Origin of the sequence: Pseudomonas sp. 18175 (assembly GCF_050432925.1) — a bacterium.
Lineage (GTDB): Bacteria > Pseudomonadota > Gammaproteobacteria > Pseudomonadales > Pseudomonadaceae > Aquipseudomonas.
Genome location: NZ_JBKFTO010000007.1, coordinates 124,447 through 149,403 on the forward strand (window position 1 = coordinate 124,447; position 24,957 = coordinate 149,403).

At 59.6% G+C, this 24,957-nt stretch carries 22 protein-coding genes and 1 pseudogene; 12 read left to right on the forward strand and 11 right to left on the reverse strand.

Annotated features, from left to right (window positions below; all coding sequences use genetic code 11):
• On the forward strand, positions 1-579 hold the full coding sequence (locus tag ACLD1Y_RS11885; protein ID WP_429478171.1) for a cob(I)yrinic acid a,c-diamide adenosyltransferase: 579 nt from the start codon (positions 1-3) through the stop codon (positions 577-579).
• A 111-nt stretch (positions 580-690) separates the two neighbouring features.
• Here ACLD1Y_RS11885 and ACLD1Y_RS11890 read toward each other — a convergent pair whose 3' ends face one another.
• The 3 genes from ACLD1Y_RS11890 to secA all read right to left on the reverse strand — a co-directional run bounded on the left by ACLD1Y_RS11890 (position 691) and on the right by secA (position 5,733).
• A complete protein-coding gene (locus ACLD1Y_RS11890; protein WP_429478172.1) occupies positions 691-1,635 on the reverse strand; it encodes a Nudix family hydrolase in 945 nt (314 codons plus the stop codon).
• A gap of 20 nt (positions 1,636-1,655) precedes the next feature.
• Complete coding sequence (gene argJ / locus ACLD1Y_RS11895; protein ID WP_429478173.1) at positions 1,656-2,873, reverse strand: bifunctional glutamate N-acetyltransferase/amino-acid acetyltransferase ArgJ; 1,218 nt, start codon at positions 2,871-2,873, stop codon at positions 1,656-1,658.
• A 124-nt stretch (positions 2,874-2,997) separates the two neighbouring features.
• Entirely contained in the window at positions 2,998-5,733 is a 2,736-nt protein-coding gene (secA, locus tag ACLD1Y_RS11900) for a preprotein translocase subunit SecA (RefSeq protein WP_429478174.1), read from the reverse strand.
• Positions 5,734-6,038: 305 nt separating this feature from the next.
• Here secA and ACLD1Y_RS11905 point away from each other — a divergent pair, with 305 nt between their 5' ends.
• Positions 6,039-6,494, forward strand: coding sequence for a DUF721 domain-containing protein (locus ACLD1Y_RS11905; protein WP_429478175.1), 456 nt, complete (start codon positions 6,039-6,041; stop codon positions 6,492-6,494).
• A gap of 4 nt (positions 6,495-6,498) precedes the next feature.
• Here the strand turns inward: ACLD1Y_RS11905 and ACLD1Y_RS11910 are convergent, their stop codons facing one another.
• A complete protein-coding gene (locus tag ACLD1Y_RS11910; RefSeq protein WP_429478278.1) occupies positions 6,499-7,977 on the reverse strand; it encodes a helicase HerA-like domain-containing protein in 1,479 nt (492 codons plus the stop codon).
• A 202-nt stretch (positions 7,978-8,179) separates the two neighbouring features.
• On the opposite strand from ACLD1Y_RS11910, the pseudogene ACLD1Y_RS11915 reads away from it, so the two are divergent.
• Positions 8,180-9,205 (forward strand): annotated as a pseudogene (locus ACLD1Y_RS11915) (HAMP domain-containing protein); the annotation flags it as partial.
• Positions 9,206-9,298: 93 nt separating this feature from the next.
• Positions 9,299-10,063 (forward strand): methyl-accepting chemotaxis protein, encoded by a 765-nt coding sequence (locus tag ACLD1Y_RS11920; protein ID WP_429478279.1) that lies wholly within the window; start codon positions 9,299-9,301, stop codon positions 10,061-10,063.
• A 12-nt stretch (positions 10,064-10,075) separates the two neighbouring features.
• Here the strand turns inward: ACLD1Y_RS11920 and ACLD1Y_RS11925 are convergent, their stop codons facing one another.
• Together ACLD1Y_RS11925 and purU are read right to left on the reverse strand one after the other, a co-directional pair.
• The gene (locus ACLD1Y_RS11925) at positions 10,076-10,246 is read right to left on the reverse strand and encodes a hypothetical protein (RefSeq protein WP_429478176.1); all 171 of its coding nucleotides are present in this window, start codon (positions 10,244-10,246) and stop codon (positions 10,076-10,078) included.
• A gap of 87 nt (positions 10,247-10,333) precedes the next feature.
• Complete coding sequence (gene purU, locus ACLD1Y_RS11930; RefSeq protein WP_429478177.1) at positions 10,334-11,182, reverse strand: formyltetrahydrofolate deformylase; 849 nt, start codon at positions 11,180-11,182, stop codon at positions 10,334-10,336.
• Between the two features lie 349 nt (positions 11,183-11,531).
• Here purU and mvaT point away from each other — a divergent pair, with 349 nt between their 5' ends.
• Complete coding sequence (gene mvaT, locus ACLD1Y_RS11935; RefSeq protein WP_005790963.1) at positions 11,532-11,906, forward strand: histone-like nucleoid-structuring protein MvaT; 375 nt, start codon at positions 11,532-11,534, stop codon at positions 11,904-11,906.
• Between the two features lie 89 nt (positions 11,907-11,995).
• On the opposite strand, the gene sbcB is transcribed toward mvaT, so the two are convergent.
• Positions 11,996-13,423, reverse strand: coding sequence for an exodeoxyribonuclease I (gene sbcB, locus ACLD1Y_RS11940; protein WP_429478178.1), 1,428 nt, complete (start codon positions 13,421-13,423; stop codon positions 11,996-11,998).
• Between the two features lie 167 nt (positions 13,424-13,590).
• On the opposite strand from sbcB, the gene ACLD1Y_RS11945 reads away from it, so the two are divergent.
• From ACLD1Y_RS11945 to ACLD1Y_RS11970, 6 genes are read left to right on the forward strand one after another with little or no spacing between them, the layout of a single operon-like run.
• The gene (locus ACLD1Y_RS11945) at positions 13,591-14,283 is read left to right on the forward strand and encodes an RDD family protein (RefSeq protein ID WP_429478179.1); all 693 of its coding nucleotides are present in this window, start codon (positions 13,591-13,593) and stop codon (positions 14,281-14,283) included.
• Positions 14,280-15,260: a stage II sporulation protein M gene (locus tag ACLD1Y_RS11950; RefSeq protein WP_429478180.1), complete on the forward strand. Its 981-nt coding sequence runs from the start codon at positions 14,280-14,282 to the stop codon at positions 15,258-15,260. The genes ACLD1Y_RS11945 and ACLD1Y_RS11950 overlap by 4 nt, the downstream gene beginning before the upstream one ends.
• Positions 15,247-16,767 (forward strand): DUF4129 domain-containing protein, encoded by a 1,521-nt coding sequence (locus ACLD1Y_RS11955; protein WP_429478181.1) that lies wholly within the window; start codon positions 15,247-15,249, stop codon positions 16,765-16,767. Before ACLD1Y_RS11950 ends, ACLD1Y_RS11955 begins: the two co-directional genes overlap by 14 nt.
• Complete coding sequence (locus ACLD1Y_RS11960; protein WP_429478182.1) at positions 16,764-17,921, forward strand: DUF4350 domain-containing protein; 1,158 nt, start codon at positions 16,764-16,766, stop codon at positions 17,919-17,921. Before ACLD1Y_RS11955 ends, ACLD1Y_RS11960 begins: the two co-directional genes overlap by 4 nt.
• On the forward strand, positions 17,918-18,913 hold the full coding sequence (locus ACLD1Y_RS11965; RefSeq protein WP_429478183.1) for an AAA family ATPase: 996 nt from the start codon (positions 17,918-17,920) through the stop codon (positions 18,911-18,913). The genes ACLD1Y_RS11960 and ACLD1Y_RS11965 overlap by 4 nt, the downstream gene beginning before the upstream one ends.
• 7 nt (positions 18,914-18,920) lie before the next feature.
• A complete protein-coding gene (locus ACLD1Y_RS11970; RefSeq protein WP_429478184.1) occupies positions 18,921-20,252 on the forward strand; it encodes a DUF58 domain-containing protein in 1,332 nt (443 codons plus the stop codon).
• 77 nt (positions 20,253-20,329) lie between these two features.
• Here the strand turns inward: ACLD1Y_RS11970 and ACLD1Y_RS11975 are convergent, their stop codons facing one another.
• On the reverse strand, positions 20,330-20,689 hold the full coding sequence (locus ACLD1Y_RS11975) for a PilZ domain-containing protein (RefSeq protein WP_429478185.1): 360 nt from the start codon (positions 20,687-20,689) through the stop codon (positions 20,330-20,332).
• A gap of 225 nt (positions 20,690-20,914) precedes the next feature.
• On the reverse strand, positions 20,915-21,289 hold the full coding sequence (locus ACLD1Y_RS11980) for a hypothetical protein (protein ID WP_071496513.1): 375 nt from the start codon (positions 21,287-21,289) through the stop codon (positions 20,915-20,917).
• A gap of 173 nt (positions 21,290-21,462) precedes the next feature.
• Here ACLD1Y_RS11980 and pyk point away from each other — a divergent pair, with 173 nt between their 5' ends.
• The gene (gene pyk, locus ACLD1Y_RS11985; protein WP_124524970.1) at positions 21,463-22,914 is read left to right on the forward strand and encodes a pyruvate kinase; all 1,452 of its coding nucleotides are present in this window, start codon (positions 21,463-21,465) and stop codon (positions 22,912-22,914) included.
• A gap of 170 nt (positions 22,915-23,084) precedes the next feature.
• Here the strand turns inward: pyk and ACLD1Y_RS11990 are convergent, their stop codons facing one another.
• Together ACLD1Y_RS11990 and ACLD1Y_RS11995 are read right to left on the reverse strand one after the other, a co-directional pair.
• Positions 23,085-23,834 (reverse strand): enoyl-CoA hydratase-related protein, encoded by a 750-nt coding sequence (locus ACLD1Y_RS11990; protein WP_429478186.1) that lies wholly within the window; start codon positions 23,832-23,834, stop codon positions 23,085-23,087.
• 30 nt (positions 23,835-23,864) lie between these two features.
• Positions 23,865-24,797 (reverse strand): iron-sulfur-binding ferredoxin reductase, encoded by a 933-nt coding sequence (locus ACLD1Y_RS11995; RefSeq protein ID WP_429478187.1) that lies wholly within the window; start codon positions 24,795-24,797, stop codon positions 23,865-23,867.
• Positions 24,798-24,957: the final 160 nt, after the last annotated feature.

A 24,957-nucleotide genomic window follows, 5' to 3' on the forward strand; every position in this document is an offset into this window, starting at 1 on the left:
ATGGGCTTTCGCCTGTCGAAGATCTACACCCGCACCGGGGACAAGGGTGAAACCGGCCTCGGCGACGGCCGTCGCGTGCCCAAGGATCACCCTCGGGTGGAGGCTATCGGTGAGGTGGACACGTTGAACAGCCAACTTGGGCTGTTGTTGGCCAACCTGGAAGAACAAAGCGGCAAGCACCCGGCGTTAAAGGACGTGATTGAGGTGCTCACACCTTGCCAGCATCGCCTCTTTGACCTCGGTGGCGAACTGGCGATGCCGGTGTACAAAGCGCTGAATGCAGCCGAGGTGGACCGCCTGGAAGCAGCGATTGATCGCTGGAACGAAGAAGTAGGCCCGCTGGAGAACTTCATCCTGCCCGGTGGCTCGGCGTTGATTGCCCAGGCCCATGTGTGCCGCAGCCTGGCGCGCAGTGCGGAGCGGCGGTGTCAGCAGTTGAATGCGGTCGAGCCGCTGGAGGGGGTGGGGTTGGCGTATATCAATCGGTTGTCGGATCTGTTGTTTGTGGCGGCGCGGGTGATTGCCAAGCGCCAAGGTGTTGCAGAGGTGTTGTGGCAGGCGGCTGCCAAGCCACACTGATGATTTTGTAGAGCCTGGCCCTATCGCGGGCAAGCCCGCTCCCACATTTGATGTGTGAATACATCCAAGTGTGGGAGCTGGCTTGCCTGCGATGAGGCCGGCAAAGCCACATCAAAGCTGTGGCCAGAACGCCCGAATCCCGGCAACGCCCTGAGCCCCAACCTCCCAAGCCTTCTCCCGCTCAGCAGGCCCAACCCCACCTAACAGAAACACCGGTTTACTAAAACCACTGATCAACTGCGCCGCCTGCTCCCAACCCAACGGTTGAGCATCGGGGTGCGTCTGGGTCGGCTGCACCGGCGACAGGGTGACGAAATCCACGTCCATCAACTCTGCCAGCGCCAACTCCTCAGCGTTGTGGCACGAAGCCGCCAACCACCGATCCTTGGGCAGTGGCCGACCTTTACTCGCGTACTTGCGCAGTTGCGCTGAGGTCATGTGCCAGCCGGCCGCAGGGAAATCCCCCAGCCATTCGAACGGCCCCTTGAGCATCAACTGCGCCTTACCGGCGCACAGGCCAACGGCGTCCACCGCCAGGTCACGGTACTTGGGGTCGTAACCGTTGGGCGCACGCAGTTGAACCAGCTTGATGCCCCCGGCAATGGCTTTCTGGATTCCGCGCAGCAACGTTGGCGTTTCCAGTTCACCCGGGGTGATCAGATACTCGGCCGGCAAGCGCGCAGCCGCAACGATCGGGGCATTGGCCGCCGGGAACTCATAGTTGGGCAAATCCCGAGGGGCCACCCATTCTAGCGGTTGCCCTTCGGCGCCATGGGGCTCGCCGGTAAACGCCGAAACTTCCCAGACATCCAGCAGCACCTGTTTGTCCGGGTAGTCGTGCTGCACCTTGATCAGCGGCCGCGCCGCAGTGACCTGGATACCCAGTTCTTCCTGCAATTCGCGGGACAGTGCAGCGGCGACCGACTCACCGGCCTCCACCTTGCCACCGGGAAACTCCCAAAGGCCGCCCTGATGCTGAGTGTTGGCGCGGCGCGCCAGCAGGATCCTGCCGTCGACACCGCGGATCACCGCTGCTGCTACATGCACTCGTTTCACCGCGCTTATCCTCTTTGCTATCAGGTACGGTATTCCGCGTTGATCTTCACGTACTCGTGGGACAGGTCCGTGGTCCAGATGGTTTCGCTGCATTCACCGCGACCCAACTCGATACGGATGGTGATTTCTTCCTGCTGCATCACTGCCGAGCCCTGGGCTTCGGTGTAGGTCTCGGCGCGGGCGCCACGGCTGGCGATGCACACATCACCAAGGAACACGTCGATCTTGCTCACGTCCAGGTCTGGCACACCGGCACGGCCGACGGCGGCGAGAATACGGCCCCAGTTCGGGTCGGAGGCGAACAGTGCGGTCTTGATCAACGGCGAGTGGGCGACGGTGTAGCCCACGTCCAGGCATTCCTGATGGTTGCCGCCGCCGTTGACTTCAACGGTGACGAACTTGGTAGCACCTTCGCCGTCACGCACGATGGCCTGGGCCACTTCCATGCACACCTCGAACACCGCCTGCTTCAGCGCGGCAAACAGCGGGCCGCTGGCGGAAGTGATTTCCGGCAGGTTGGCCTGACCGGTGGCGATCAGCATGCAGCAGTCGTTGGTCGAGGTATCGCCATCGATGGTGATGCGGTTGAACGACTTGTTGGCGCCGTCCAGGATCAGGCTGTGCAACACGTCGCGGGAGACTTTGGCGTCGGTGGCGATGTAGCCAAGCATGGTGGCCATGTTCGGGCGGATCATGCCTGCACCCTTGCTGATGCCGGTCACGGTGACGGTCACGCCCTCGTGCACAAACTGGCGACTCGCGCCTTTGGGCAGGGTGTCGGTGGTCATAATGCCGGTGGCGGCCGCAGCCCAGTTATCCACAGACAGGTCGTCCAGCGCGGCTTGCAGTGCGCCTTCGATTTTTTCGACCGGCAGCGGTTCACCGATGACGCCGGTGGAGTACGGCAGCACTTGGCTGGCATCCACGCCGGTCAGTTGGGCGAGTTTGGCGCAGGTGCGCGCAGCCGCCACCAGGCCTGGCTCACCGGTGCCGGCGTTGGCATTGCCAGTGTTGGTCAGCAGGTAGCGGATGGTGCCGGCCACACGCTGCTTGGCCAGGATCACGGGTGCCGCGCAAAAAGCATTGAGGGTGAACACACCGGCGACGGTCGAGCCTTCGGCACAGCGCATCACCACCACATCCTTGCGCCCCGGGCGCTTGATGCCGGCCGAAGCGATACCGAGTTCAAAACCGGCAACCGGGTGCAAAGTGGGCAAAGGACCAAGACCAACAGCCATGAATGCGCTCCTCAAAAATTAGGTGATATCTGTGCCGTCGTGAGCGACGGTGAAATTAATGGCAAAACGCCGCGACGGCACAGGCCGGTCGCGGCGCAGGGTGTTGCAGCGTCAGGCCAAAATCTTATTCGATCTGGCCGTGGCAGTGTTTGAACTTCTTGCCCGAACCGCAGTAGCACAGCTCGTTGCGGCCCAGCTTCTGGTCATTGCGAACCGGCGTCTGAGCCAGGGCCACATCGACCTCCTCGCCCAGTACTTCAGGTGCTTCCAGGCCCGGCGCTTCGTCGTGCTGGAACTGCATGCGCGCAGCAAGCGCTTCGGCTTCCTGACGCAGGCGGGCTTCTTCCTCGATCGGGTCTTCGCGACGCACCTGAACGTGGGACAGCACGCGAATCGAATCGCGCTTGATCGAATCCAGCAGTTCGGAGAACAACGTGAACGACTCGCGCTTGTACTCCTGCTTCGGGTTCTTCTGGGCGTAGCCACGCAGGTGGATGCCGTGACGCAGGTGGTCCATGGTCGACAGGTGGTCTTTCCACAGGTCGTCCAGCACGCGCAGTACGATTTGCTTCTCGAAGGTGCGCAGTGCTTCGGCACTCGCCTGCTCTTCTTTCTCGTTGTACGCGGCCAGCAATTCGGCCATCAGTTTTTCGCGCAGGGTTTCTTCGTACAGGTGATCGTCTTCGTCCAGCCATTGCTGAACCGGCAAGTCCACACCGAAGTCGCTTTTCAGCGCAGCTTCCAGGCCGGCAACATCCCACTGCTCAGGCAGCGATTGTGGCGGGATATGCGCGCTGACGGTGGCGTTAAGCACGTCCTGGCGGAAGTCGGCGATGGTTTCGCCAATGTTGTCGGCGGCCAGCAACGTGTTACGCATGTGATAAATCACTTTACGTTGTTCGTTGTTGACGTCATCGAACTCCAGCAGTTGCTTACGAATATCGAAGTTGCGACCTTCAACTTTGCGCTGGGCCTTCTCGATGGCGTTGGTCACCATGCGGTGCTCAATCGCCTCACCGGACTGCATGCCCAGTGCCTTCATGAAGTTCTTCACCCGGTCCGAGGCGAAGATACGCATCAGGCTGTCTTCCAGCGACAGGTAGAAGCGGCTGGAACCAGCGTCACCCTGACGGCCGGCACGACCACGCAACTGGTTGTCGATACGGCGCGATTCGTGACGCTCGGAAGCGATCACCTGCAGGCCGCCGGATTCCAGCACGGCCTGGTGGCGTTTCTGCCAGTCGGCCTTGATCTGGGCGATCTGCTCAGGCGTCGGATCTTCCAGGGAAGCCACTTCCACTTCCCAGTTACCGCCCAACAGGATGTCGGTACCACGACCAGCCATGTTGGTGGCGATGGTCAGTGCGCCTGGGCGACCGGCCTGGGCGATGATCTCGGCTTCTTTTTCGTGGAACTTGGCGTTGAGGACCTTGTGCTCGATGCCTTCCTTGTTGAGCAGGTTCGATACGTGCTCGGAAGTCTCGATGGTAGCGGTACCCACCAGGATCGGACGCCCCTGGGCCATGCCGTCCTTGATGTCGTTGATGATTGCCGCGTACTTCTCTTCGGCAGTCAGGAACACCAGGTCATTGAAGTCTTTACGGGCCAACGGCTTGTTCGGTGGGATCACCATCACGGCCAGGCTGTAGATCTGGTGGAATTCGAACGCTTCGGTGTCGGCCGTACCGGTCATGCCGGACAGCTTGTTATACAGACGGAAGTAGTTCTGGAAGGTGGTGGACGCCAACGTCTGGCTTTCGGCCTGGATGTTGAGCACTTCCTTGGCTTCGATGGCCTGGTGCAGGCCCTCGGACAAACGACGACCCGGCATGGTACGGCCGGTGTGTTCGTCAACCAGGACAACCTGGCCGTCCTGCACAATGTATTCGACGTTGCGATGGAACAGCTTGTGGGCACGCAGGCCAGCGTAGACGTGGGTCAACAGGCCCAGGTTGTGCGCCGAGTAGAGGCTCTCGCCCTCGGCCAGCAGGCCGATCTGGGTCAGCATGTCTTCGACGAACTGGTGACCGGCTTCGTTGAGTTCGACCTGGCGGGTCTTCTCGTCGATGGTGAAGTGACCTTCTTTGGTCACCACGCCTTCCACTTCCTCGATGTGCTGCTCAAGACGCGGGATCAACTTGTTGATCTCGGTGTACAGGCGCGAGCTGTCTTCGGCCTGGCCGGAGATGATCAGCGGGGTACGCGCTTCGTCGATGAGGATGGAGTCGACTTCGTCGATCACGGCAAAGTTGAGTTCGCGCTGGAATTTTTCATCCATGCTGAACGCCATGTTGTCGCGCAGGTAGTCGAAACCGAATTCGTTGTTGGTGCCGTAGGTGATGTCGCACGCGTAGGCAGCGCGTTTCTCTTCCGGCGGCTGGAACGGCGTTACCACGCCGACGGTCAGGCCCAGGTACTCATAGAGCGGGCGCATCCAGTTGGCGTCCCGGCGAGCCAGGTAGTCGTTCACCGTCACAACGTGCACGCCCTTGCCGGACAGTGCGTTGAGGTAAACACCCAGGGTGGCTACCAGGGTCTTGCCTTCACCAGTACGCATTTCGGCAATCATGCCTTCATGCAAGGTCATGCCGCCGATCAACTGGACGTCGAAGTGGCGCATGCCCATGACACGCTTACCGGCTTCACGGGCGACCGCAAAGGCTTCGGGAAGCAGCTTGTCGAGGGTTTCACCTTTGGCTATGCGGGCCTTGAACTCTTGGGTCTTGGCGCGCAATTGCTCGTCCGACAGGGCAACCATCTGCTCTTCGAAGGCATTGACCAGCTGCACCGTCTTGAGCATGCGTTTGACTTCGCGCTCATTCTTGCTTCCAAAAAGTTTCTTTAACAAAGGCGCAAACATATCGGCAGGTTCTTCCACACATAGGGATGGAGGGCGCACCGTGAGTGGCCCGAGCAGCCCTCACGGCCGCATGCGAACGCGCATTCTACCCGGATTCGTGGGTGAGGAAAGTGGCGTTATTCCCCGATGCTGGCATGGTGCTGTGAGAGGGCTTGTTTAAAATAAGGGCTTTTACTGGAACTTCAACCCATGGAGCGCAGAAGTTAACAGTTGATTTGACGAGTAAAAAGCCGCCGATGCATTGCCTGGGGGGCCTTGGGCGCTTTCTGCTAAGATGGCCGCTCTGTTACTTAAGGTGTCTAATCATGGCATTTCGCCCTCTTACAGCCCGCGCGCCCAGCGTGTTGCTTCGCGAAGCCAAGCCGTTGAAAGCCATCTTTGGCCATGCGCAACGCTTGGGCCATCTGCAACGCCTGCTCGAAAGCCAACTGCAACCGGCAGCACGTGAACATTGTCATGTGGCGTCGTGGCGTGAGGGCAACCTGCTGCTAATTGTCACGGATGGCCATTGGGCGACCCGCTTGCGCTACCAGCAAAAACGCCTGCAACGGCAATTAATGGCTTTTGACGAGTTCGCCAGCCTGATGCGTATCCAGTTCAAGGTGCAGCCACCGACCGTCCAGCAAGGTGCGGTGGGGCATACCATGGACTTATCGGAGAATGCGGCCGAAACCATTCAGGCAACGGCCGACGGCATCAGCGACCCAGGCTTGCGCGCAGCGCTTGAGCGGTTGGCCGCTCACGCCAAGCCCAAGGCCTGAACCGTTATTTGCGCTTACTGCCGCCCAGCAACGAGCCCAACAGCCCACGTACCAACTGACGCCCCATCTGATTGGCCGCCTGCTGCATCGCCGACTTGAGCGCCTTGCCCGCCGTAGTCCCCAGAAACGCACCGGCCTTGTCGGTAAAGCTCGGCTCCTCGGCCGCAGGCGCGGCGCCCTCCGTCGGGCCCAGCTCCTTACGCGCCATCAGCACTTCATAGGCAGACTCCCGGTCGATGGGTTTGTCGTAGCGCCCCAGCAGTGGAGAACTGGCAATCAGTGCGGCGCGCTCGGCCTCGCTAAGTGGCCCGATCCGCGACTGTGGCGGCGCCACCAACACGCGCTGGACCACCTCCGGCGTGCCTTTTTCCTGCAAGGTTCCCACCAACGCCTCACCCGTGCCCAACTCAGTCAGCACCGCCAAGGCATCAAACGCCGGGTTTGGCCGGAAACCGTCCGCCACCGCCCGCAGAGACTTCTGCTCTTTGGTGGTAAATGCCCGCAGGCCATGCTGGATACGCAGCCCAAGTTGCGCCAGCACGCTGTCTGGCAGGTCACCGGGTGACTGCGTGACGAAATACACGCCAACCCCTTTGGAGCGAATCAACCGCACGACCTGCTCCAGGCGCTCTTGCAACGCCTTGGGAGTATCGGCAAACAACAAATGCGCCTCATCGAAAAACAACGCCAGCAGCGGCTTGTCCGCATCGCCGCGCTCCGGCAACTGCTCGAACAACTCAGCCAGCAGCCACAACAGGAAGGTCGCGTACACCTTCGGCGCCTCGTGCACCAGGCGGCTGGCGTCCAGCAGGTGAATACGCCCGCGGCCGTCACTGGTCGGCTGCAAGATATCTTCCAGTTGCAGGGCCGGCTCGCCAAACAAGGCTTCGGCGCCCTGTTGCTCCAAAACCGCGAGGCGCCGCAACAGCGCCTGACTGGAACCGGTGGTCATCAGTGCAGCATCGTCCCCCAGCAACTCGGGGTGATAACGCAGGTGATTGAGCAACGCCTTGAGGTCTTTGAGATCCAGCAGCAACAGACCCTCACGGTCCGCCACCTTAAAGGTGGCGTAGAGCGCCGATTGTTGGCTGTCGGTGAGTTCCAGCAGGGCGCCGAGCAACAACGGGCCCATTTCGCTGATGGTGGTACGCAACGGATGACCAGACTGACCGTGGATATCCCACAACGTCACCGGATATGCCTTGGCTGTGTAATCCAGGAACGGCATGCCGGCAATACGCTCGGCCACCTTGCCCTGAGGGTTGGCGGCGGCACCGAGGCCGCACAGGTCGCCTTTGATATCGGCAGCGAACACCGCCACTCCCGCATCACTGAAGGCTTCCGCCAGGCGTTGTAAGGTGACGGTCTTGCCCGTACCGGTGGCACCGGCAATAAGCCCATGGCGATTGGCCAGGCGCATCGCCTGGGCGATTGGCTGGCCTTCAAGGTCTGCGCCGATCAAGAGTTGCGAGGCGTGAGGCATTTTGTCACCCATGGTTAATCTTAAGTGCCGCCAGGTCGATACAGACGGATGTGAGACCCACAAAGTCTAAAAATAGGTCAGATGATTCCCACAAAACAAAAGGAACTATCACAAGAAGTATCACACCTTTTTTGACGCTGCCATTCTGCGCCTCCCACAAGGGCGCGCATTGATATTAAGACCTTAGCGGACCCTACAAGCCATGAACAAAAATCTGCGCTTCAGCCACAAAATCCTGCTTGCAGCCTCCCTTATCGTCATCGCCGCTTTTGCGCTGTTTACCCTCTACAACGACTACCTGCAACGCAACGCCCTGCGTAACGACCTCAACAACTATTTGCATGAAATGGGCGATGTCACCGCCGGCAACATTCAAACCTGGCTCACCGGGCGCATTGCCTTGGTAGAGAACGCCGCGCAGAACATCGCCACCGCCCCCTCGGCCGCTGCCAGCCTGTTGGAACAGAAAACCCTGACATCTTCGTTCATGGCTACCTACGTGGGCGACAGTACAGGTGCCTTTACTATCCGCCCCGACACCAAGATGCCGGACGGTTTCGACCCGCGTGTGCGCCCTTGGTACAAGGGTGCCCAAAGCAGCAACGGTTCAACCCTGACCGAGCCCTATATCGATGCGGCCACCGGCCAATTGATCATTTCCATCGCCACCCCAAGCACCAAGGCCGGCCAGAGCATCGGCGTGGTCGGTGGCGACCTGAGCCTGCAAACCCTGGTGGATAACATTGGCGCGCTGAAATTCGGTGGCCGCGGCTATGCGTTCCTGGTCAGCGCCGATGGCAAGGTACTGGTGCACCCGGACAAAGCCCTGGTGATGAAAACCCTGGCCGACATGTATCCAAAAAACACACCGAAGATCAGCAGTGATTTCAGCGAAGTCGAAGCCAACGGCAAAGACAACATCGTGACCTTTACCCCCATCAAGGGCCTGCCATCGGTGAACTGGTACCTCGGCATTTCGGTGGATAAAGACAAATCCTTCGCCATGCTCAGCGAATTCCGCAACTCGGCGGTGATCGCCACCGTCATTGCCGTGGTGATCATCATCGCCTTGCTGGGCATGCTGATCGGCGTCCTGCTGCAACCTCTACACCTGATGACCCGCGCCATGCAGGATATCGCCGATGGCGAGGGCGACCTGACCCGCCGCTTGACCATCCAGAATCACGACGAGTTCGGCACCCTGGGTAACGCATTCAACCGCTTCGTGGAGCGCATTCACACATCGATCCGCGAAGTGTCCTCGGCCACCGAGCAGGTCAATGAAGTGGCACTGCGGGTGGTCAGCGCATCCAACTCGTCGATGGTCAATTCCGACGAGCAAGCCAACCGCACCAATAGCGTCGCCGCCGCCATCAATGAACTGGGGGCCGCCGCCCAGGAAATCGCCCGCAATGCCGCACAGGCCTCACATCAGGCCAGCGACGCCCGGCACTTGGCCGAAGACGGCCAGCAAGTGGTAGAGCGCAATATCAAGGCGATGAACCAACTGTCGGCGATGATCAGCGCCTCCAGCAGCAACATCGAAGCGCTCAATAGCAAGACGGTGAATATCGGGCAGATTCTGGAAGTGATCACCAGCATCTCCCAGCAGACCAACCTGCTGGCGCTGAATGCTGCCATCGAAGCGGCCCGTGCAGGGGAAGCCGGCCGTGGGTTTGCGGTGGTTGCCGATGAAGTGCGTAACTTGGCGCATCGCACCCAGGAATCGGCCCAACAGGTGCAAAAGATGATCGAAGAGCTGCAAGTCGGCGCCCGGGATTCGGTCAGCACCATGAGTGAAAGCCAGCGTCACAGCCATGACAGCGTAGAGATCGCCAACCTGGCCGGCGAACGCCTGAACAGCGTGACCCAGCGCATTGGCGAGATCGACGGCATGAACCAATCGGTCGCCACCGCCACCGAAGAACAGACCTCGGTCGTGGAGTCGATCAACATGGACATTACCGAGATCAACACCCTCAACCAGGAAGGTGTAGAAAACCTGCAATCAACCCTGCGCGCCTGTGCCGACCTGGAACAGCAGGCCGCACGCCTGAAGCAACTGGTGGGCAGTTTCCGCATCTGATTGCACGAGCCGCTAGTCGCCCTTGGGCTCGGACTTACCCTGCTCACGCTCCCACAACTCGGCGGCACCTGGAAAATCGGTGCCGTCTTCAGTGCTCAGGTCATCCGGGTCATAACGGCTCAAACAACCCTCCCCCAACGTCGCTGGGGCTTTGGAAGTGGCTTTGTCCAGTGGGTCGCTCATCGGTCACTCCTTAACAGCGGGCAAAGAAAAAGGGCCTGGGACGATTTAACGCCCAGGCCCTTTATTCTTCAATCTCAAACCCGTCGATCAGAACACGACAGTCTTGTTGCCGTGCACCAGCACGCGATCTTCCAAGTGGTAACGCAGGCCACGGGCCAGGACCATCTTCTCGACATCGCGGCCGAAACGCACCATGTCTTCAATGCTGTCGCTATGGCTGACGCGTACAACGTCCTGCTCGATGATCGGGCCGGCGTCCAGCTCTTCGGTCACGTAGTGACAGGTCGCGCCGATCAACTTCACGCCACGCAGCGAAGCTTGGTGGTAAGGCTTGGCACCGACAAACGAGGGCAGGAAGCTGTGGTGAATGTTGATCACCTTGCCAGCGTATTCACGGCACAGTTCCGGCGGCAGAATCTGCATGTAACGCGCCAGTACTACGACGTCGGCCTCGTGCTGCTTGACCAGACGGGACACCTCGGCGAACGCCGGTTCTTTGTCCTGCGGATTGACCGGCACGTGGTAGTAAGGAATGCCGTGCCATTCGACCATGCTGCGCAGGTCGTCATGGTTGGAGATTACGCAGGCGATTTCACAATCGAGTTCATCACTGTGCCAACGGTGCAGCAAGTCGGCCAGGCAGTGGGACTCACGACTGGCCATCAACACCACGCGTTTTTTCTGCTCGGTGTCGGTGATGTGCCAGGTCATCGAAAACTCTTCGGCGATGGGCGCAAAGGCCTCGCGGAAGGCATCCAGGCCGAACGGCAGCGAATCGGTACGAATTTCGTGACGCATGAAGAACCAACCGCTGAGATTGTCCGAGTGATGGCTCGCCTCGGTGATCCAGCCGTTGTGGGACGCCAGAAAGTTACTGACTTTGGCAACGATACCTACCCGGTCCGGGCAAGCAATCACCAGCCGAAAAGTGCGCATTAGGGGGAGACTCCAGAACTTCGCAAAGGCCGCCATTCTAGCGATTGCGCAGCAAAACTGCATTATTGGTTAACGCCTATTCTGATCGCCCCCTCCGGCTTCTCCCTTAATAGCCTATGGGTTTACCACCTTAATATGATTCTTGCGCGTCATGCTCTGTCCGCTTCGGGCCTTTCAAGAAAATTATCTTTAGGCATACGACCTAGTAATTAACTCGATTGCAGGGGTTTGCTAAAAACATTCAAAGTAATTCACCTAAATGCGTCCTTAAATGTTTACTTGAGGAAATCGCCTGACTATTATTGAGCCACTCTCCCTGTCAATCAGCGCTCTACATAAGGTAGTCCACATGTCTCTGATCAACGAATACCGCGCCACCGAAGAAGCTATCAAAGAGCTGCAAGCTCGTTTGAAGAACCTGTCCCAAGACGACAAACTGCAAACCGAGCTGGAATTCGAAGGCAAACTGCGCACCCTGATGGGTGAATACTCCAAATCCCTGCGTGACATCATCGCGCTGCTGGATCCAGAGTCGAAAGTTAAAGCACCGCGCGGCGCCGTGAAAACTACCGGCACCAAGCGTGCTCGCAAGGTCAAACAATACAAAAACCCACACAACGGCGAAGTGATTGAAACCAAAGGTGGCAACCACAAAACTCTGAAAGAGTGGAAAGCCAAGTGGGGCGGTGACGTGGTTGAAGGCTGGGCTACCCTGCTGGGCTAAGCCTCGCAAAGCTTACGCTTGAAACGCGACACATTGAAAAACGCCAGCTCGCTGGCGTTTTTTATTGCCTGTCTGTTGGGTAAAACCGACTACAGATTCACACGGGCGGCTAAACAGTCCGCATATTCCTGCCATTGGTCCAGAACCCCAAGCTGAAATGGCGTCGCACTAACTGCCAACTCCAGCCGCGCATTATTAAATGCTTCCAGGGTATTCGGCGCCCCCCACTCCGGGTTTGACAAGCGTTGCTGACAGAAAAGTTTCCAGCGTTGTTGCTCCTCGCTGTTCAAGGTATCGGGGAAGTTACGCGCCCGGTAGCGAAACAATAATTCAGGCAAACGCTGATCATCAAAAGGCCACTGCTGGCGGGCTAATTGCGAGGGCTCAGCAGCCCGGACTTGTTCGCATAAACGCCGATCCCGGTCGCCAATAAAGCCATCGTAAAGCTGCTGTTCCGGGTCGGCATTCGGTGCGAACTCCTCCTCGGCGTAGATGGCCGCCAACTTATCGCGCCAAAGTTCTTGTGCGGCGGTTAGCCGCAGTGCGCGTGCCTGATAACTATCCATATCCAATTGCAGGCGCTCACGGTCTTCGGCCCGCAATACATTCAACGGTGCGACCACCGGGCAGCGGTTGATATGCACCAATTTGAGTGGCACGGGCAACTCGCCGGCAGCCAGGTCATCACGGCGGGTATATAGACGCTGGCGCAAGGTATCAGCGTCCAGGTCCAGCAGCCCTTGGGGGTCGAGACCAAGATCGCAAACGATCAACGCATTGCGATTACGCGGGTGCCAGGCCAGGGGCAGTACCACACCCAGGTAATGGCGTTCAGCCGAAAAACGTCCGGAAATATGCACCATCGGTTGCAACAGCCGTATCTGGTCCATCACCTTTTGTTTGCTGCGCAGTTGGAACAACCAGTCGTACAACTTGGGCTGTTTTTCGCGAACCAATCGGGCCAGCGCAATCGTCGCGCGGACATCGGACAGCGCATCGTGGGCCTGGCCATGGTCGATACCATTGGCTTCGGTCAGGCGCTCCAGCTTGAGGGTCACACGCCCGTCCTGTTGCGGCCAAACGAGCCCGTCCGGGCGCAGTGCGTAAGCGGCACGAACCACATCGATCAAGTCCCAGCGGCTGTTGCCGCCCTGCCATTCACGTGCGTAGGGGTCGAAAAAATTGCGATACAGGCTGTAGCGCGTCATTTCATCGTCAAAACGCAAGGTGTTGTAACCGGCGCCACAGGTGCCGGGGGCGGCCAGTTCCGCGTGTACGCGGGTCATGAAGTCCGCCTCGGCCAGGCCTTTTTCCGCTAATACCCCCGGGGTTATGCCGGTAATCGCGCAAGCGGCCGGGTGGGGCAGGATATCGTCGCTGGGCTGGCAATAGAGATTGACTGGCGAGCCGATCTCATTGAGCTCAAGGTCCGTACGCATACCGGCTACCTGAAGGGGGCGATCATTGCGCGGATTGATGCCGGTGGTTTCATAGTCGTACCAGAAAATGGAGGTCACGGGCTATTCCTGTACTGAAGATCGACAAAGTCTAGGCGTTGAGCAGCCCTTACGGCCAGCGCCAAATACACTGTACAAACATCCAGTAAAATCTTGAATGGTTGCTTCCATCGCCGACACTGCTAGCATCCGTGTCTCCCAGCCGCTCTGCACTGCCAAGGATCGCGATGCCATCAGCCCCATTGGACACCCGCTACCAGATCGAGACCCCGGAAGGTATCGACCTGCCCCTGCGCCCGGCAGGCCTGGTACCACGTGCCCTGGCCTTTGCTTTCGATCTAGGCGTAAGAGGAGTGGTCATGGGCGTGCTGCTGGTGCCCCTGGCGTTGCTGGGCAATATCGGTATCGGCCTGGGTTCGCTGCTATTGTTCCTGGTCAGTTGGTGGTACATGGTGCTGTTCGAAGTGCTCAATCAGGGGTGCTCCCCCGGCAAACAGGTCATGGGGTTGCGCGTGGTGCAAGACGACGGCACGCCTATCGGCTGGTCCGCCTCACTGATCCGCAACCTGTTGCGCTTTGTCGATATGCTGCCTTTCGGCTATTTTCTCGGCGCCATCAGTTGCCTGCAGCATCCTCACTTCAAACGCCTCGGTGACCTGGCCGCTGGCACGCTGGTGATTTATAGCGAAAAGCCGTTGGTACGCCCTCAAATTCCTCCTGCGAGTGCCTTGCGCCTACCCTTTGCCTTGGAGTTGAGCGAACAACGGGCGATCCTTGGCTTCGCGGAGCGCCAGGGTGAGCTGTCTACGGAACGGGTACATGAACTGGCCTCGATCCTCTCGACCCCATTGCAGGTTTCACCGGGCCGCGCAGTAGAACAGCTTAATGGTGTGGCCCGTGGCCTGTTGGGGCCGACATGAAACAGAGCCTGTTCGAAAACCGCCACCAGGCCCAATGGCAAGCCTTCGCTGATCAACTCAAGCAGTTGGAACAAGGCAGGGTCAAGGCCAGTGACGTAGCCGACTTCCCTCATCAATACCGGCGCCTGTGCCAACACCTAGCCCTGGCTCAGGAGCGCGGCTATAGCAGTTATCTGGTAGATCCACTGCAACAACTGGCTTTGCGCGGCCACCAACAGCTGTACCGGCATCGCAGCCAACTGGCGACAAACGTGCTGGCTTTCATACTGGCCGACTTCCCTCGGCTGGTGCGGGAACAGTGGCGGTTCGTGCTGATTGCCAGCCTGCTTTTTTTTGGCAGCCTGGCGGGTATCGCCTTGCTGGTCTACTGCTTTCCCGACCTGATCTACAGCATCGTCAGCCCCCAGCAGGTGGCCGAGATGCAGGGCATGTACGACCCCGATGCCAGCCGCCTGGGACGTGCTGCCGAACGTGCATCGAGCGAAGACTGGATGATGTTCGGCTACTACGTGATGCACAACATCGGTATCGCTTTCCAGACCTTTGCCGCTGGGTTGCTGTTTGGCCTCGGCAGTGTGTTTTTCCTGATTTTCAACGGCCTGATCATTGGTGCGATATCCGGGCACCTGACCGAGATCGGCTATGGCCAAACCTTCTGGTCCTTCGTTATCGGCCATGGAGCCTTCGAGCTAACCGCCATCGCCCTGGCCGGTGCAGCTGGCCTGCAACTGGGCTGGGCATTGATCGCCCCCGGGCAGTTGGCGCGTAGCGAGTCCTTGCGGCTGGCGGCACTTAAAAGCGTGCGGATGCTGTGCGGTGTGATGGTGTTCCTGCTGATTGCGGCATTTATCGAGGCCTATTGGTCGTCCACTACCCAGATCGCCCCCTGGATCAAATACTTGGTGGGTACGCTGCTCTGGTTGTTGGTGGCCGCCTACCTGACCCTTGCCGGAAGGATTCGTCATGCGCCTGAGTGATGCCAGCGTGGTGATTCGCCCACGCACCTCTTGGGAAGCCATGGACCTTGGCGTGTTAATGGCTCGAGAACATCGACTGCTGTTGATGAGCAGTTGGGCACTGGTGACGTTGCCTGTGTTTGCCCTACTCACTGCGTTGCTGTGGAAATCGCCGTCGATAGCAATGTTCGTGTTCTGGTGGTTCAAGCCTGCGTTCGACCGCCTGCCGCTGTATATCCTGTCCAAGGCCTTGTTTGGCGAAACGCCCACACTCAAGCAGGCGGTGCGCCAATGGCCACGCTTACTCAAAGGCCAACTGTTGGCCAGCCTGACCTGGCGACGGCTCAGTCTGAGCCGCAGTTTTGTCATGCCCGTCAGCCAGCTTGAGGGCCTGGATGGTGATGCGCGGCAAAAACGCCTGGGTGTTCTGCTTCAACGTAACGCCGGAGCAGCGCGCTGGCTGACCACCATAGGCGTGCATCTGGAAATCGGCCTCTGGTTCGGCTGCATGGCACTGTTTTATCTATTTATCCCGCAACAGGTTGAACTGGGGTGGAATTGGCAGCGCCTGGCACTGGCTTCAAATTCGCAAGCACTGTGGCTGGAACACTTAAGCAATGGGTTCTACGCCTTGATCCTGGTGTTTTGGGAGCCCATCTACGTCGCCTGCGGCTTCAGCCTATACCTCAATCGCCGGACCGTCCTGGAAGCCTGGGACCTTGAACTGGTCTTCCGGCGCCTGCGCCAGCGCCTGAGCACGGTGGCGTCGTCGGCCTTATTGGTTGTCGGGCTGATGCTGCTGTCTTTCAACCCTCCGGCCATGGCAGATAGCACCAAGCCACTGAGCCCCCAAGGGGCGAGCCAATCCATCAAATCACTGATGGAAAAACCGCCCTTCAAAAACCCGGAAACCGTTACGCGCTATCGTTTCGGCGAAGAAAAGCCTGCGATAAAAAACAAAGTGCACAGCGACGGAAAACTTCCGGCGTGGCTTCAGGCGTTGCTGGATAGCCTCAACAGCAACTCGTTCAAGCATGTTGCCCAAGGCCTGGAAGTGCTGCTATGGAGCCTGTTGGTTGCGGGCGTAGCGATAGGAATCTGGCGCTATCGCGATTGGCTGCATACCTTTGTCAGCCGCCGCCGACCACGCACGCCCAAAGCCGCCAAGCCTGTCCCCACGCAACTGTTCGGACTGGAACTTGGCGCAGAAACATTGCCCGATGATATCGCCAGTACCGCCGAGCAACTGTGGGCAACCCAGCCACGGGAAGCCCTGGGCCTACTGTATCGCGGCCTGCTGAGCAGATTACTGCATGACTTCAACCTGCCGCTGAAAAGCGCCGACACTGAGGGCCAGGTCCTGGGGCATATTCACCAACTGCAACAACCGCAACTGCTGGCCTTCAGTGATGAACTGACCCAACACTGGCAAAACCTTGCCTACGGCCATCAGCTTCCCCCCGCGTCTGCCCGGCTAAAGCTGTGTAGCGATTGGCGCGCGCTGTTCAGTTCGGGGGGTGCGAAATGAATCGCCTATTGCTGTGGGTCGGCCTGCTGCTGGCGTGCCTGCTCGGAGCCGGCGCCTTTTACGCCTGGCACAAGGCGATACCCTATGAAGAAGTGATAGATCGAGGCCCCTCCCCCGAGGCCCTCGCCAATCCGTATCTGGCTGCCGAGCATTTTTTGCGTCAGCAAGGGCTGGTCGTGGAGCACGCCAATAGCCTTGAACGGCTGGCAACCCTGCCCTCCAAAGGCAATAGCCTTCTATTGCTGGGCGAACGTAGCAACATGTCGCCCCGCCAAGCCGAACAACTACTGGCATGGGTCAAGGCCGGCGGCCATCTGCTGTTGGTAGCCGAAGCGCTCTGGGATGAAGAAACGGGTAAAAGCGGCGACCTGCTGCTTGATCGCCTGCATATCTACCAGACGTTGAGTGACGAGCCCGACGAGCCTGCCCCGACTCGTAAAAAGACCGCGCCGGACCTCACCAAGCTCTACGTCGACAATGAAACCGCACCGGCCTATTTCAACTTCGACACCGATTTCAACCTCACCGACCCCAGGCACCTGGCACAATTTTCGGCCAACAGCGCCAACTCCAGCCACCTGATGCAACTCAACCTCGGAGAAGGTCGCGTGACGATCATCACCGACAGCGACCTGTGGAAAACCCCCGGCATCGGTAAGCACGATAACGCCTGGCTGCTGTGGTACCTGGGCCTGGGCACCGCCGTCACCCTGCTGTTCAACAGCGATGTGGATGACCTGCTCACCTTGCTGATCCGTTACTTCCCCCAGGCCCTGGTGACGCTCGCGGCCCTGATCGGGCTCGCTCTCTGGCACGTCGGCATGCGCCAGGGCCCGATCCAGGCGCCGGCCCCCAAGGCCCGTCGACAGTTGCAGGAACACTTGAAAGCCAGCGCTGACTTCCTGCTGCGCCGCAAAGGCCAGGGCACCCTGCTACAGGCGTTGCAGCGTGACATCCTACGCGCCGCCCGCCGCCGTCATCCCGGCTTTGAACACCTCGAAAACGCTGAACAGTGGCAGGTGCTCGAACACCTGACGCATCAACCCTCTCACGTCATCAGCCAGGCCCTCGGCCCACTCCCGGCAAAACGGCTCTCCAGCGCCGATTTCAGCCGTCAAGTGGCGTGCCTGCAAACCCTCAGGAACGCCCTATGAGTGAATTTCCAACGGCTACTGCCCTGACCAGCGAAACCCTGCAACGTGCCACACAATTGGCCCAAGCCCTGCGCGCTGAATTGCGTCAGGCCGTGATTGGCCAGGACCAGGTGATCGATGATGTCCTCACCGCACTGTTCGCTGGCGGCCATGTGCTGCTTGAAGGCGTGCCAGGCCTGGGCAAGACCTTGTTGGTGCGCGCCTTGGCGCGGTGCTTCGATGGAGACTTCGCACGCATCCAGTTCACGCCTGACCTCATGCCCAGCGATGTCACCGGCCATGCGGTGTACGACCTGCACACCGAACAATTCAAACTGCGCAAGGGGCCGGTATTCACCCACCTATTGCTCGCCGACGAAATCAACCGTGCGCCGGCCAAGACCCAGGCAGCCCTACTTGAAGCCATGCAGGAACGGCAAGTGACCCTCGAAGGCGAGGCGCTGCCTATCGGCCAGCCGTTCATGGTGTTGGCGACCCAAAACCCCATCGAACAGGAAGGTACTTACCCTCTGCCAGAAGCCGAACTGGACCGCTTCATGCTCAAGGTGCGCATGGATTATCCCGATGCGCAGCAGGAACTGGATATGGTGCGCGAAGTGACCCGCTCGTCCCGGGCCGACATGCTGGATGTGCATCCACTGCGTACCGTGCTGCAGGCTCAGGACGTACTGCAATTGCAGCAGACCGCTAGCGAAATGGCCCTGGACGAGCAGGTACTCGACTATGCCGTACGCTTGGCGCGTGCTACCCGCAGTTGGCCGGGACTGGCCATTGGTGCAGGCCCCCGGGCGTCCATCGCCTTGGTACGCGGCGCCCGCGCCCGCGCGCTGCTACGCGGGGGCGAATTTGTCACGCCGGATGACATCAAGGGCTGCGCGCTAGCCGTGCTGCGCCACCGGGTACGCATCGCACCGGAGCTGGACATTGATGGCCTGGAGGTCGACCAGGTGCTCCAGCAGTTGCTGGACCAGATCCCGGCTCCCCGGCAATGAGCTGCCCATGAAACCAACCCGTCTACTGCTGAGTTGGCTTGGCGTACTGCTGGGCTTGAACACCTTGCTGGGCGCTGCGGCAGCATTGCAGTTCAAGGTGCCCGACACGTTGCATTCGGTGGCGTGGGGTTTGCTACTGGCCCTGTTGCTGCTGACCCTGCTGGATGCCATACGCCTTCGTCGCCGGCCATCGGTGCGGGTGCAACGAAAAGTGCCAGGCAGCCTGGCACTGGGGCGTTGGGGCGAAGTGCGCCTGACGTTGGAGCATGACTACCCGCAGCCGCTGACGGTGCACGTGTTCGACCATGCTCCCGACGGGCTGACCGTGGAAAACATGCCCCAGGCCATCGAACTGCGCCCCGGTGAACGCAGTGAACTGGGCTATCGTTTGCGCCCTGTGCGGCGCGGTCACTTCACATTCACCCGCTGTGAAATCCACCTTCCTAGTCCTTTGGGGCTTTGGTCTGCGCGGCGTTTTATCGAGGTCGGCGACACTACCCGTGTCTACCCGGACTTTGCCCGCCTGTACGGCGCACAGTTGCTGGGGGTGGATAACTGGCTGAGCCAGTTGGGGGTGCATCAACGCCAACGACGTGGCCTTGGGATGGAGTTTCATCAGTTGCGCGAATTTCGCGAAGGCGACAGCCTGCGCCAGATCGACTGGAAGGCCACCGCACGCCAACGCACCCCCATCGCCAGGGAATACCAGGACGAGCGTGACCAGCAGATTGTATTCATGCTCGATTGCGGCCGACGCATGCGCAGCCAGGACGATGAGCTGTCACATTTTGACCACGCCCTCAACGCCTGCCTGTTGCTGAGCTACGTCGCCCTGCGCCAGGGCGACGCGGTGGGGTTGTGTACCTTCGCCAGCGAGCAGCAACGCTACCTGGCGCCGGTCAAGGGCAGTAGCCAATTGAACCTGTTGCTCAACGCGGTCTATGACCTGGACACCACTCGCCGAGCCGCTGACTACCAGGCGGCCGCCAGCCAACTATTGGCCAGGCAGAAACGTCGGGCACTGGTGATCGTGGTCACCAACCTTCGGGATGAGGACGATGAGGCATTACTGACAGCAGTGAACCGTATAGGCCGACAACATCGGGTGCTTGTAGCCAGCTTGCGCGAAGAAGTACTCGATCAACTGCGCCTGTCGCCTGTACAAACCCTGCCCGAAGCCTTGGTATACAGCGGCACCGTCGATTACCTAAATACTCGGGACCAATTGCATGATCGCTTGAACGCTCACGGGCTTTCAGTGCTGGATACCTTGCCTTCTAACCTTGGCGAGGCCTTGGTCACGCGCTACCTGGGCTGGAAGAAAGCCGGTGTATTGTGAATGCAGAAATTCGGGCGTCAACGCATGACCACGGTGAGGGCAAACAACACCCAAACCGGGCCTACGACGCGCAGGAACTAGGCAGAAGCCTGGAGAGGGTCAAAACTGAAGTAATTCAACAAGACGTTAATCAGTTGCCCGTATTCCTCGGGCGCCTGGTGCACGCTGAACCCTGAATCGTAATGTTGCGGGTTGATATCTTCATGGCTCCACAGACAAGTCGCCGTGAGGTCAATTGCATGGAAGGTGCCGTCTGCCCCTGGAATCTTCAAACGTAGCTCGAAGTCCACGTCGACCATCATGGGCAACTGGCTGATAAGCATCAGCCCCTCCTCCGAGACGTTGCCCAAAAAGCCTATGGGCTTGTCGGTGAGGCGGTTAAACACTTGCAGAAAGTAAGGTAACTGATGCCGCTCGATCCGTCGGTCGGTAAACATGGTGAGATCGCCATCCTATGGCCATGACTCTGGCCGTGCCAGTGATTCGGAACGAGCAGAACCGCTCGCTCTCCCTGGATCTCGGTGCGACAAAAGACAGCGTTTTGTCACTAGACTGCTGCCGAATCCGGGCCCCGCATTCGTTCGAATAGAAACTTGTACAAACGAACATTCAAAGGATAGACCAAGACTGGCAGCAGGCCAGTTATAGAATGACAAATATCATTACAAGGAGGCCGGACGCGGTTGAGCGACGCTCGCACCGGGGTAATGCCCCAGTTGTTGCAGGGTATCGAGCCGTGCACGGGCACGGTAGGCGTACTCACTCGAAGGGTACTGATTAATGATGAATTGGTAAGTTTGCACCGCGTCGACGAACAATTTCTGACGCTCCAGGCATTGCCCGCGCAACATCGAAACCTCTGGTTGTACATAACGCCGAGTGCGGCTCTCACGGTCGACTTGGGACAATTCCAGGGTGACGCGCTCGCAATCGCCGACTTTGTAGGCGCGATAAGCGTTATTCAAATGGTGGTCCATCGACCAGCGGGTGCAGCCGACAACACTGACGGCCAGGGCAGCAACGAGCAAAATTCGCATGAGGGTTCTCCTGTCTTGTGCAATGTATCGACCCCTCGTCGAAAATCTTCAAGGTTGTTCGCAATTGGCCACCGCGAAAACAAGTCAATCGTCGATAAGTAGTGCAAACGAACAATGACTACAACGAAAGAGCATAGTAGCCTTCCCCAGCGCTTGAACTCAGGAGTCTGTGCATGTCCGTCCGTCGTACCAAAATCGTCGCCACCCTTGGCCCGGCCAGTAACTCGCCGGAAGTCCTCGAACAGCTGATTCTGGCTGGTTTGGACGTCGCCCGTCTGAACTTCTCCCACGGCACCCCGGACGAGCACAAGGCTCGCGCCAAGCTGGTGCGTGACCTGGCCGCCAAGCACGGCCGCTTCGTGGCACTGCTGGGTGACCTGCAAGGCCCGAAAATCCGTATCGCCAAATTCGCCAACAAACGTATCGAGCTGAAGATCGGTGACCCGTTCACCTTCTCCACCAGCCACCCGCTGACCGAAGGCAACCAGCAAGTCGTAGGTATCGACTACCCGGACCTGGTCAAGGACTGCGGCGTCGGCGACGAACTGCTGCTGGACGACGGTCGCGTCGTGATGCGCGTCGACACCGCCACCCCGACTGAACTGCACTGCACCGTGATCATCGGTGGCCCGCTGTCGGACCACAAAGGTATCAATCGTCGTGGTGGTGGCCTGACCGCACCGGCCCTGACTGAAAAAGACAAGGCCGACATCAAGCTCGCCGCCGAAATGGAAGTGGACTACCTCGCCGTGTCCTTCCCTCGCGACGCCGCCGACATGGAATACGCCCGTAAATTGCGCGACGAAGCCGGCGGTACCGCCTGGCTGGTAGCCAAAATCGAACGCGCAGAAGCCGTGGCCGATGACGAAACCCTCGACGGCCTGATCAAGGCTTCCGACGCCGTCATGGTTGCCCGTGGTGACCTGGGCGTGGAAATCGGTGACGCCGAGCTGATCGGTATCCAGAAGAAGATCATCCTGCACGCACGCCGCCACAACAAAGCGGTAATCGTGGCGACCCAGATGATGGAGTCGATGATCCAGAACCCGATGCCGACCCGCGCCGAAGTGTCCGACGTGGCCAACGCCGTGCTCGACTACACCGACGCCGTGATGCTCTCGGCTGAAAGCGCTGCTGGCCCGTACCCGCTGGAAGCGGTACAAGCCATGGCACGTATCTGTGTCGGCGCTGAAAAGCACCCGACCAGCAAGACCTCCAGCCACCGTATTGGCAAAGAGTTCGAAAGCTGCGACCAGAGTATTGCCCTGGCCGCCATGTACACGGCCAACCATTTCCCTGGCGTTAAAGCGATCATCGCCTTGACCGAAAGTGGCTACACACCGTTGATCATGTCGCGCATCCGTTCCTCGGTGCCGATCTACGCGTTCACCCCACACCGCGAAGCCCAGGCTCGCGCGGCGATGTTCCGTGGCGTGTACACCGTGCCGTTCGACCCGGCTTCGTTGGCACCCAATGAAGTCAGCCAAGCGGCCATCGACGAGTTGGTCAAGCGTGGCGTCGTGGAAAAAGGCGACTGGGTCATCCTGACCAAGGGCGACAGCTACCACACCACTGGTGGCACCAACGGCATGAAGATCCTGCATGTGGGCGACCCGCAGGTCTGAGTGACGCGCTGAAAATCAAAAGCCCCGACTGGTTCGGGGCTTTTTTATGCCTGGTGTCTTTGTGTGGCGGCAGAGGACCTCATCGCGGGCAAGTCCGCTCCCACAGTTTAATCGCGGTCCCCTGTGGGAGCGGGCTTGCCCGCGATGAGGTCCGATCAGTCAGCCTACCTTCATCGCCGGGCCACAAAGGCCGACAACGCCGCTACCGCCTCTGGCGACTTCAACCGCAGGGTAAACAGCGCACCCTCCTCCTCGATCACCTGCCGCAACTGCTCACGATCCACGCTCCTCATAAGTTGCTTAGTCACCTGCACCGCCCCCGGCGCCAACGTTTCAAAACGTCCTGCCACTTCTCGCGCCTTGGCCAACGCCGCTTCACCACTGCCCAACGCCTCGGTGGCAATCCCCCACGCCGCCGCCTGCTCGCCGGTAAAGCCTTCGCCCAACAGCAACAACTCAGCCGCTTTCGCATGCCCCAGCAAGCGCGGCAAAATCAGGCTCGATCCAAATTCAGGACACAGCCCCAGGTTGACGAACGGCATCCGCAAACGCGCATCGTGGCTGACATAGACCAAATCGCAATGCAAAAGCAGTGTCGTACCGATCCCTACCGCGGCTCCCGCCACAGCGGCAATCACCGGTTTGCGGCAGTTAAGCAGGCTCTTCATAAAATGAAACGGCGGGCTCTCGAGGTCGCTGGGCGGTTGCTCAAGAAAGTCGCCAATGTCGTTGCCAGCAGTGAAGCAGTCAGCACTGCCGTGGATCAGCACCGCAGTCACACCGGGATCCGCATCAGCCTGTTCAAGCGCCTCGGCCAATTGGGTGTACATGGCACGGGTCAGGGCGTTTTTCTTGTCCGGGCGGTTGAGCTGCAAGGTCAGCAGCCCGCCTTCGCGGTGCTGCAAAATGGCATCGGTCATGGCAAATCTCGTGGCTGTGGAATTCAGCGCTCAACCACGGGGCAGGAACACATCGGCCAGCAGTTGATTGCGCGGCAGTCCCGCCAGGAACAGGCGCTTGGAAAAGGCCTCGACATGGACGGGGTGTCCGCAGAGTAAGGCCAGCGTTTGCCGCGAAACAAGCCGCAGTTGCGCCAATGCCTGGGCCGACTCGGCCGCTGTCCACAGTGCCACTGACACGTTTGAATGCTGCGCAGCCAATTGCGCCAGGGGTTCGGCCAAATAATGCCCGCCCGCATCATGGGCCAGGTGAATCACACGAATATCGCCCTGATGATCCTGGCGCAAGGCCTCACGCAACACACCCCAAAGAGGACCAAGCCCCGTGCCGGACGCCAATAGCCATAGCGGCCGGGCTTGCCAGTCCGGATCATATTGCAACGCGCCACCCCGCAGTTCGCCCAGACGCAAACTGTCGCCAACCTGCAACTGCCGAGCGCGATCGCTGAATTCGCCGGGCAGCCGGCAATCGAGGTGAAACTCCAGGAACGCATCTTCCTGGGGCAAGCTCGCCAGCGAATACGGCCGCGCCACCTTGCCTGCCCACACCACCACGTGCTGACCGGCGCGGTAACGCAGGCCACGTTCCGGTTGCAGACGCAGGCGCAGCACCGTCGGACTCAACCAATCGAGCCCTACCACTTGCGCCGCCAGACCGTCACGCGTCGGATCATAGGTCTCGACCCGCACATCCCCGCTGACCTGGCACTGGCACGCCAGCCGCCAGCCTTCCTGACGCTGCGCAGGGCTCAAGGCATCGGGCTGCTTGTCCTCGACTTCGCCCTGGCACCGTACCAGGCAGGCATGGCAACTGCCGGCACGGCAACTGTAGGGCACGGCCACACCCGCCTGGTTCAGCGCATCCAGCAGATTGCTGCCGGTGGGGACCGACCAGTGGCGTTCGCCGACGTGCAGTTCAGGCATATAAAGGACTCAATCTCAGGGGATGGGCACAGGGAATCATGCCTGCGACAGTTTGACCATAGTCGGGTGTATCGGCCACCGCGCCGGGTTATACTGCCGCGCCTTTTTAGCGTCGCGCCTGCAGCATTTTGGCGTGCCTTGGAAAGGTGGACTCAGCCGA

What these genes read in the sequence shown, in the direction of transcription:
- ACLD1Y_RS11885 (WP_429478171.1), top strand. Translation starts at nt 1, where the DNA reads ATGGGCTTTCGCCTGTCGAAGATCTACACCCGCACCGGGGACAAGGGT.
- argJ (WP_429478173.1), bottom strand. Translation starts at nt 2,873, where the DNA reads ATGGCTGTTGGTCTTGGTCCTTTGCCCACTTTGCACCCGGTTGCCGGT.
- secA (WP_429478174.1), bottom strand. Translation starts at nt 5,733, where the DNA reads ATGTTTGCGCCTTTGTTAAAGAAACTTTTTGGAAGCAAGAATGAGCGC.
- ACLD1Y_RS11905 (WP_429478175.1), top strand. Translation starts at nt 6,039, where the DNA reads ATGGCATTTCGCCCTCTTACAGCCCGCGCGCCCAGCGTGTTGCTTCGC.
- ACLD1Y_RS11910 (WP_429478278.1), bottom strand. Translation starts at nt 7,977, where the DNA reads ATGCCTCACGCCTCGCAACTCTTGATCGGCGCAGACCTTGAAGGCCAG.
- ACLD1Y_RS11920 (WP_429478279.1), top strand. Translation starts at nt 9,299, where the DNA reads ATGGTCAATTCCGACGAGCAAGCCAACCGCACCAATAGCGTCGCCGCC.
- ACLD1Y_RS11925 (WP_429478176.1), bottom strand. Translation starts at nt 10,246, where the DNA reads ATGAGCGACCCACTGGACAAAGCCACTTCCAAAGCCCCAGCGACGTTG.
- purU (WP_429478177.1), bottom strand. Translation starts at nt 11,182, where the DNA reads ATGCGCACTTTTCGGCTGGTGATTGCTTGCCCGGACCGGGTAGGTATC.
- mvaT (WP_005790963.1), top strand. Translation starts at nt 11,532, where the DNA reads ATGTCTCTGATCAACGAATACCGCGCCACCGAAGAAGCTATCAAAGAG.
- ACLD1Y_RS11945 (WP_429478179.1), top strand. Translation starts at nt 13,591, where the DNA reads ATGCCATCAGCCCCATTGGACACCCGCTACCAGATCGAGACCCCGGAA.
- ACLD1Y_RS11950 (WP_429478180.1), top strand. Translation starts at nt 14,280, where the DNA reads ATGAAACAGAGCCTGTTCGAAAACCGCCACCAGGCCCAATGGCAAGCC.
- ACLD1Y_RS11955 (WP_429478181.1), top strand. Translation starts at nt 15,247, where the DNA reads ATGCGCCTGAGTGATGCCAGCGTGGTGATTCGCCCACGCACCTCTTGG.
- ACLD1Y_RS11960 (WP_429478182.1), top strand. Translation starts at nt 16,764, where the DNA reads ATGAATCGCCTATTGCTGTGGGTCGGCCTGCTGCTGGCGTGCCTGCTC.
- ACLD1Y_RS11965 (WP_429478183.1), top strand. Translation starts at nt 17,918, where the DNA reads ATGAGTGAATTTCCAACGGCTACTGCCCTGACCAGCGAAACCCTGCAA.
- ACLD1Y_RS11970 (WP_429478184.1), top strand. Translation starts at nt 18,921, where the DNA reads ATGAAACCAACCCGTCTACTGCTGAGTTGGCTTGGCGTACTGCTGGGC.
- ACLD1Y_RS11975 (WP_429478185.1), bottom strand. Translation starts at nt 20,689, where the DNA reads ATGTTTACCGACCGACGGATCGAGCGGCATCAGTTACCTTACTTTCTG.
- ACLD1Y_RS11980 (WP_071496513.1), bottom strand. Translation starts at nt 21,289, where the DNA reads ATGCGAATTTTGCTCGTTGCTGCCCTGGCCGTCAGTGTTGTCGGCTGC.
- pyk (WP_124524970.1), top strand. Translation starts at nt 21,463, where the DNA reads ATGTCCGTCCGTCGTACCAAAATCGTCGCCACCCTTGGCCCGGCCAGT.
- ACLD1Y_RS11990 (WP_429478186.1), bottom strand. Translation starts at nt 23,834, where the DNA reads ATGACCGATGCCATTTTGCAGCACCGCGAAGGCGGGCTGCTGACCTTG.
- ACLD1Y_RS11995 (WP_429478187.1), bottom strand. Translation starts at nt 24,797, where the DNA reads ATGCCTGAACTGCACGTCGGCGAACGCCACTGGTCGGTCCCCACCGGC.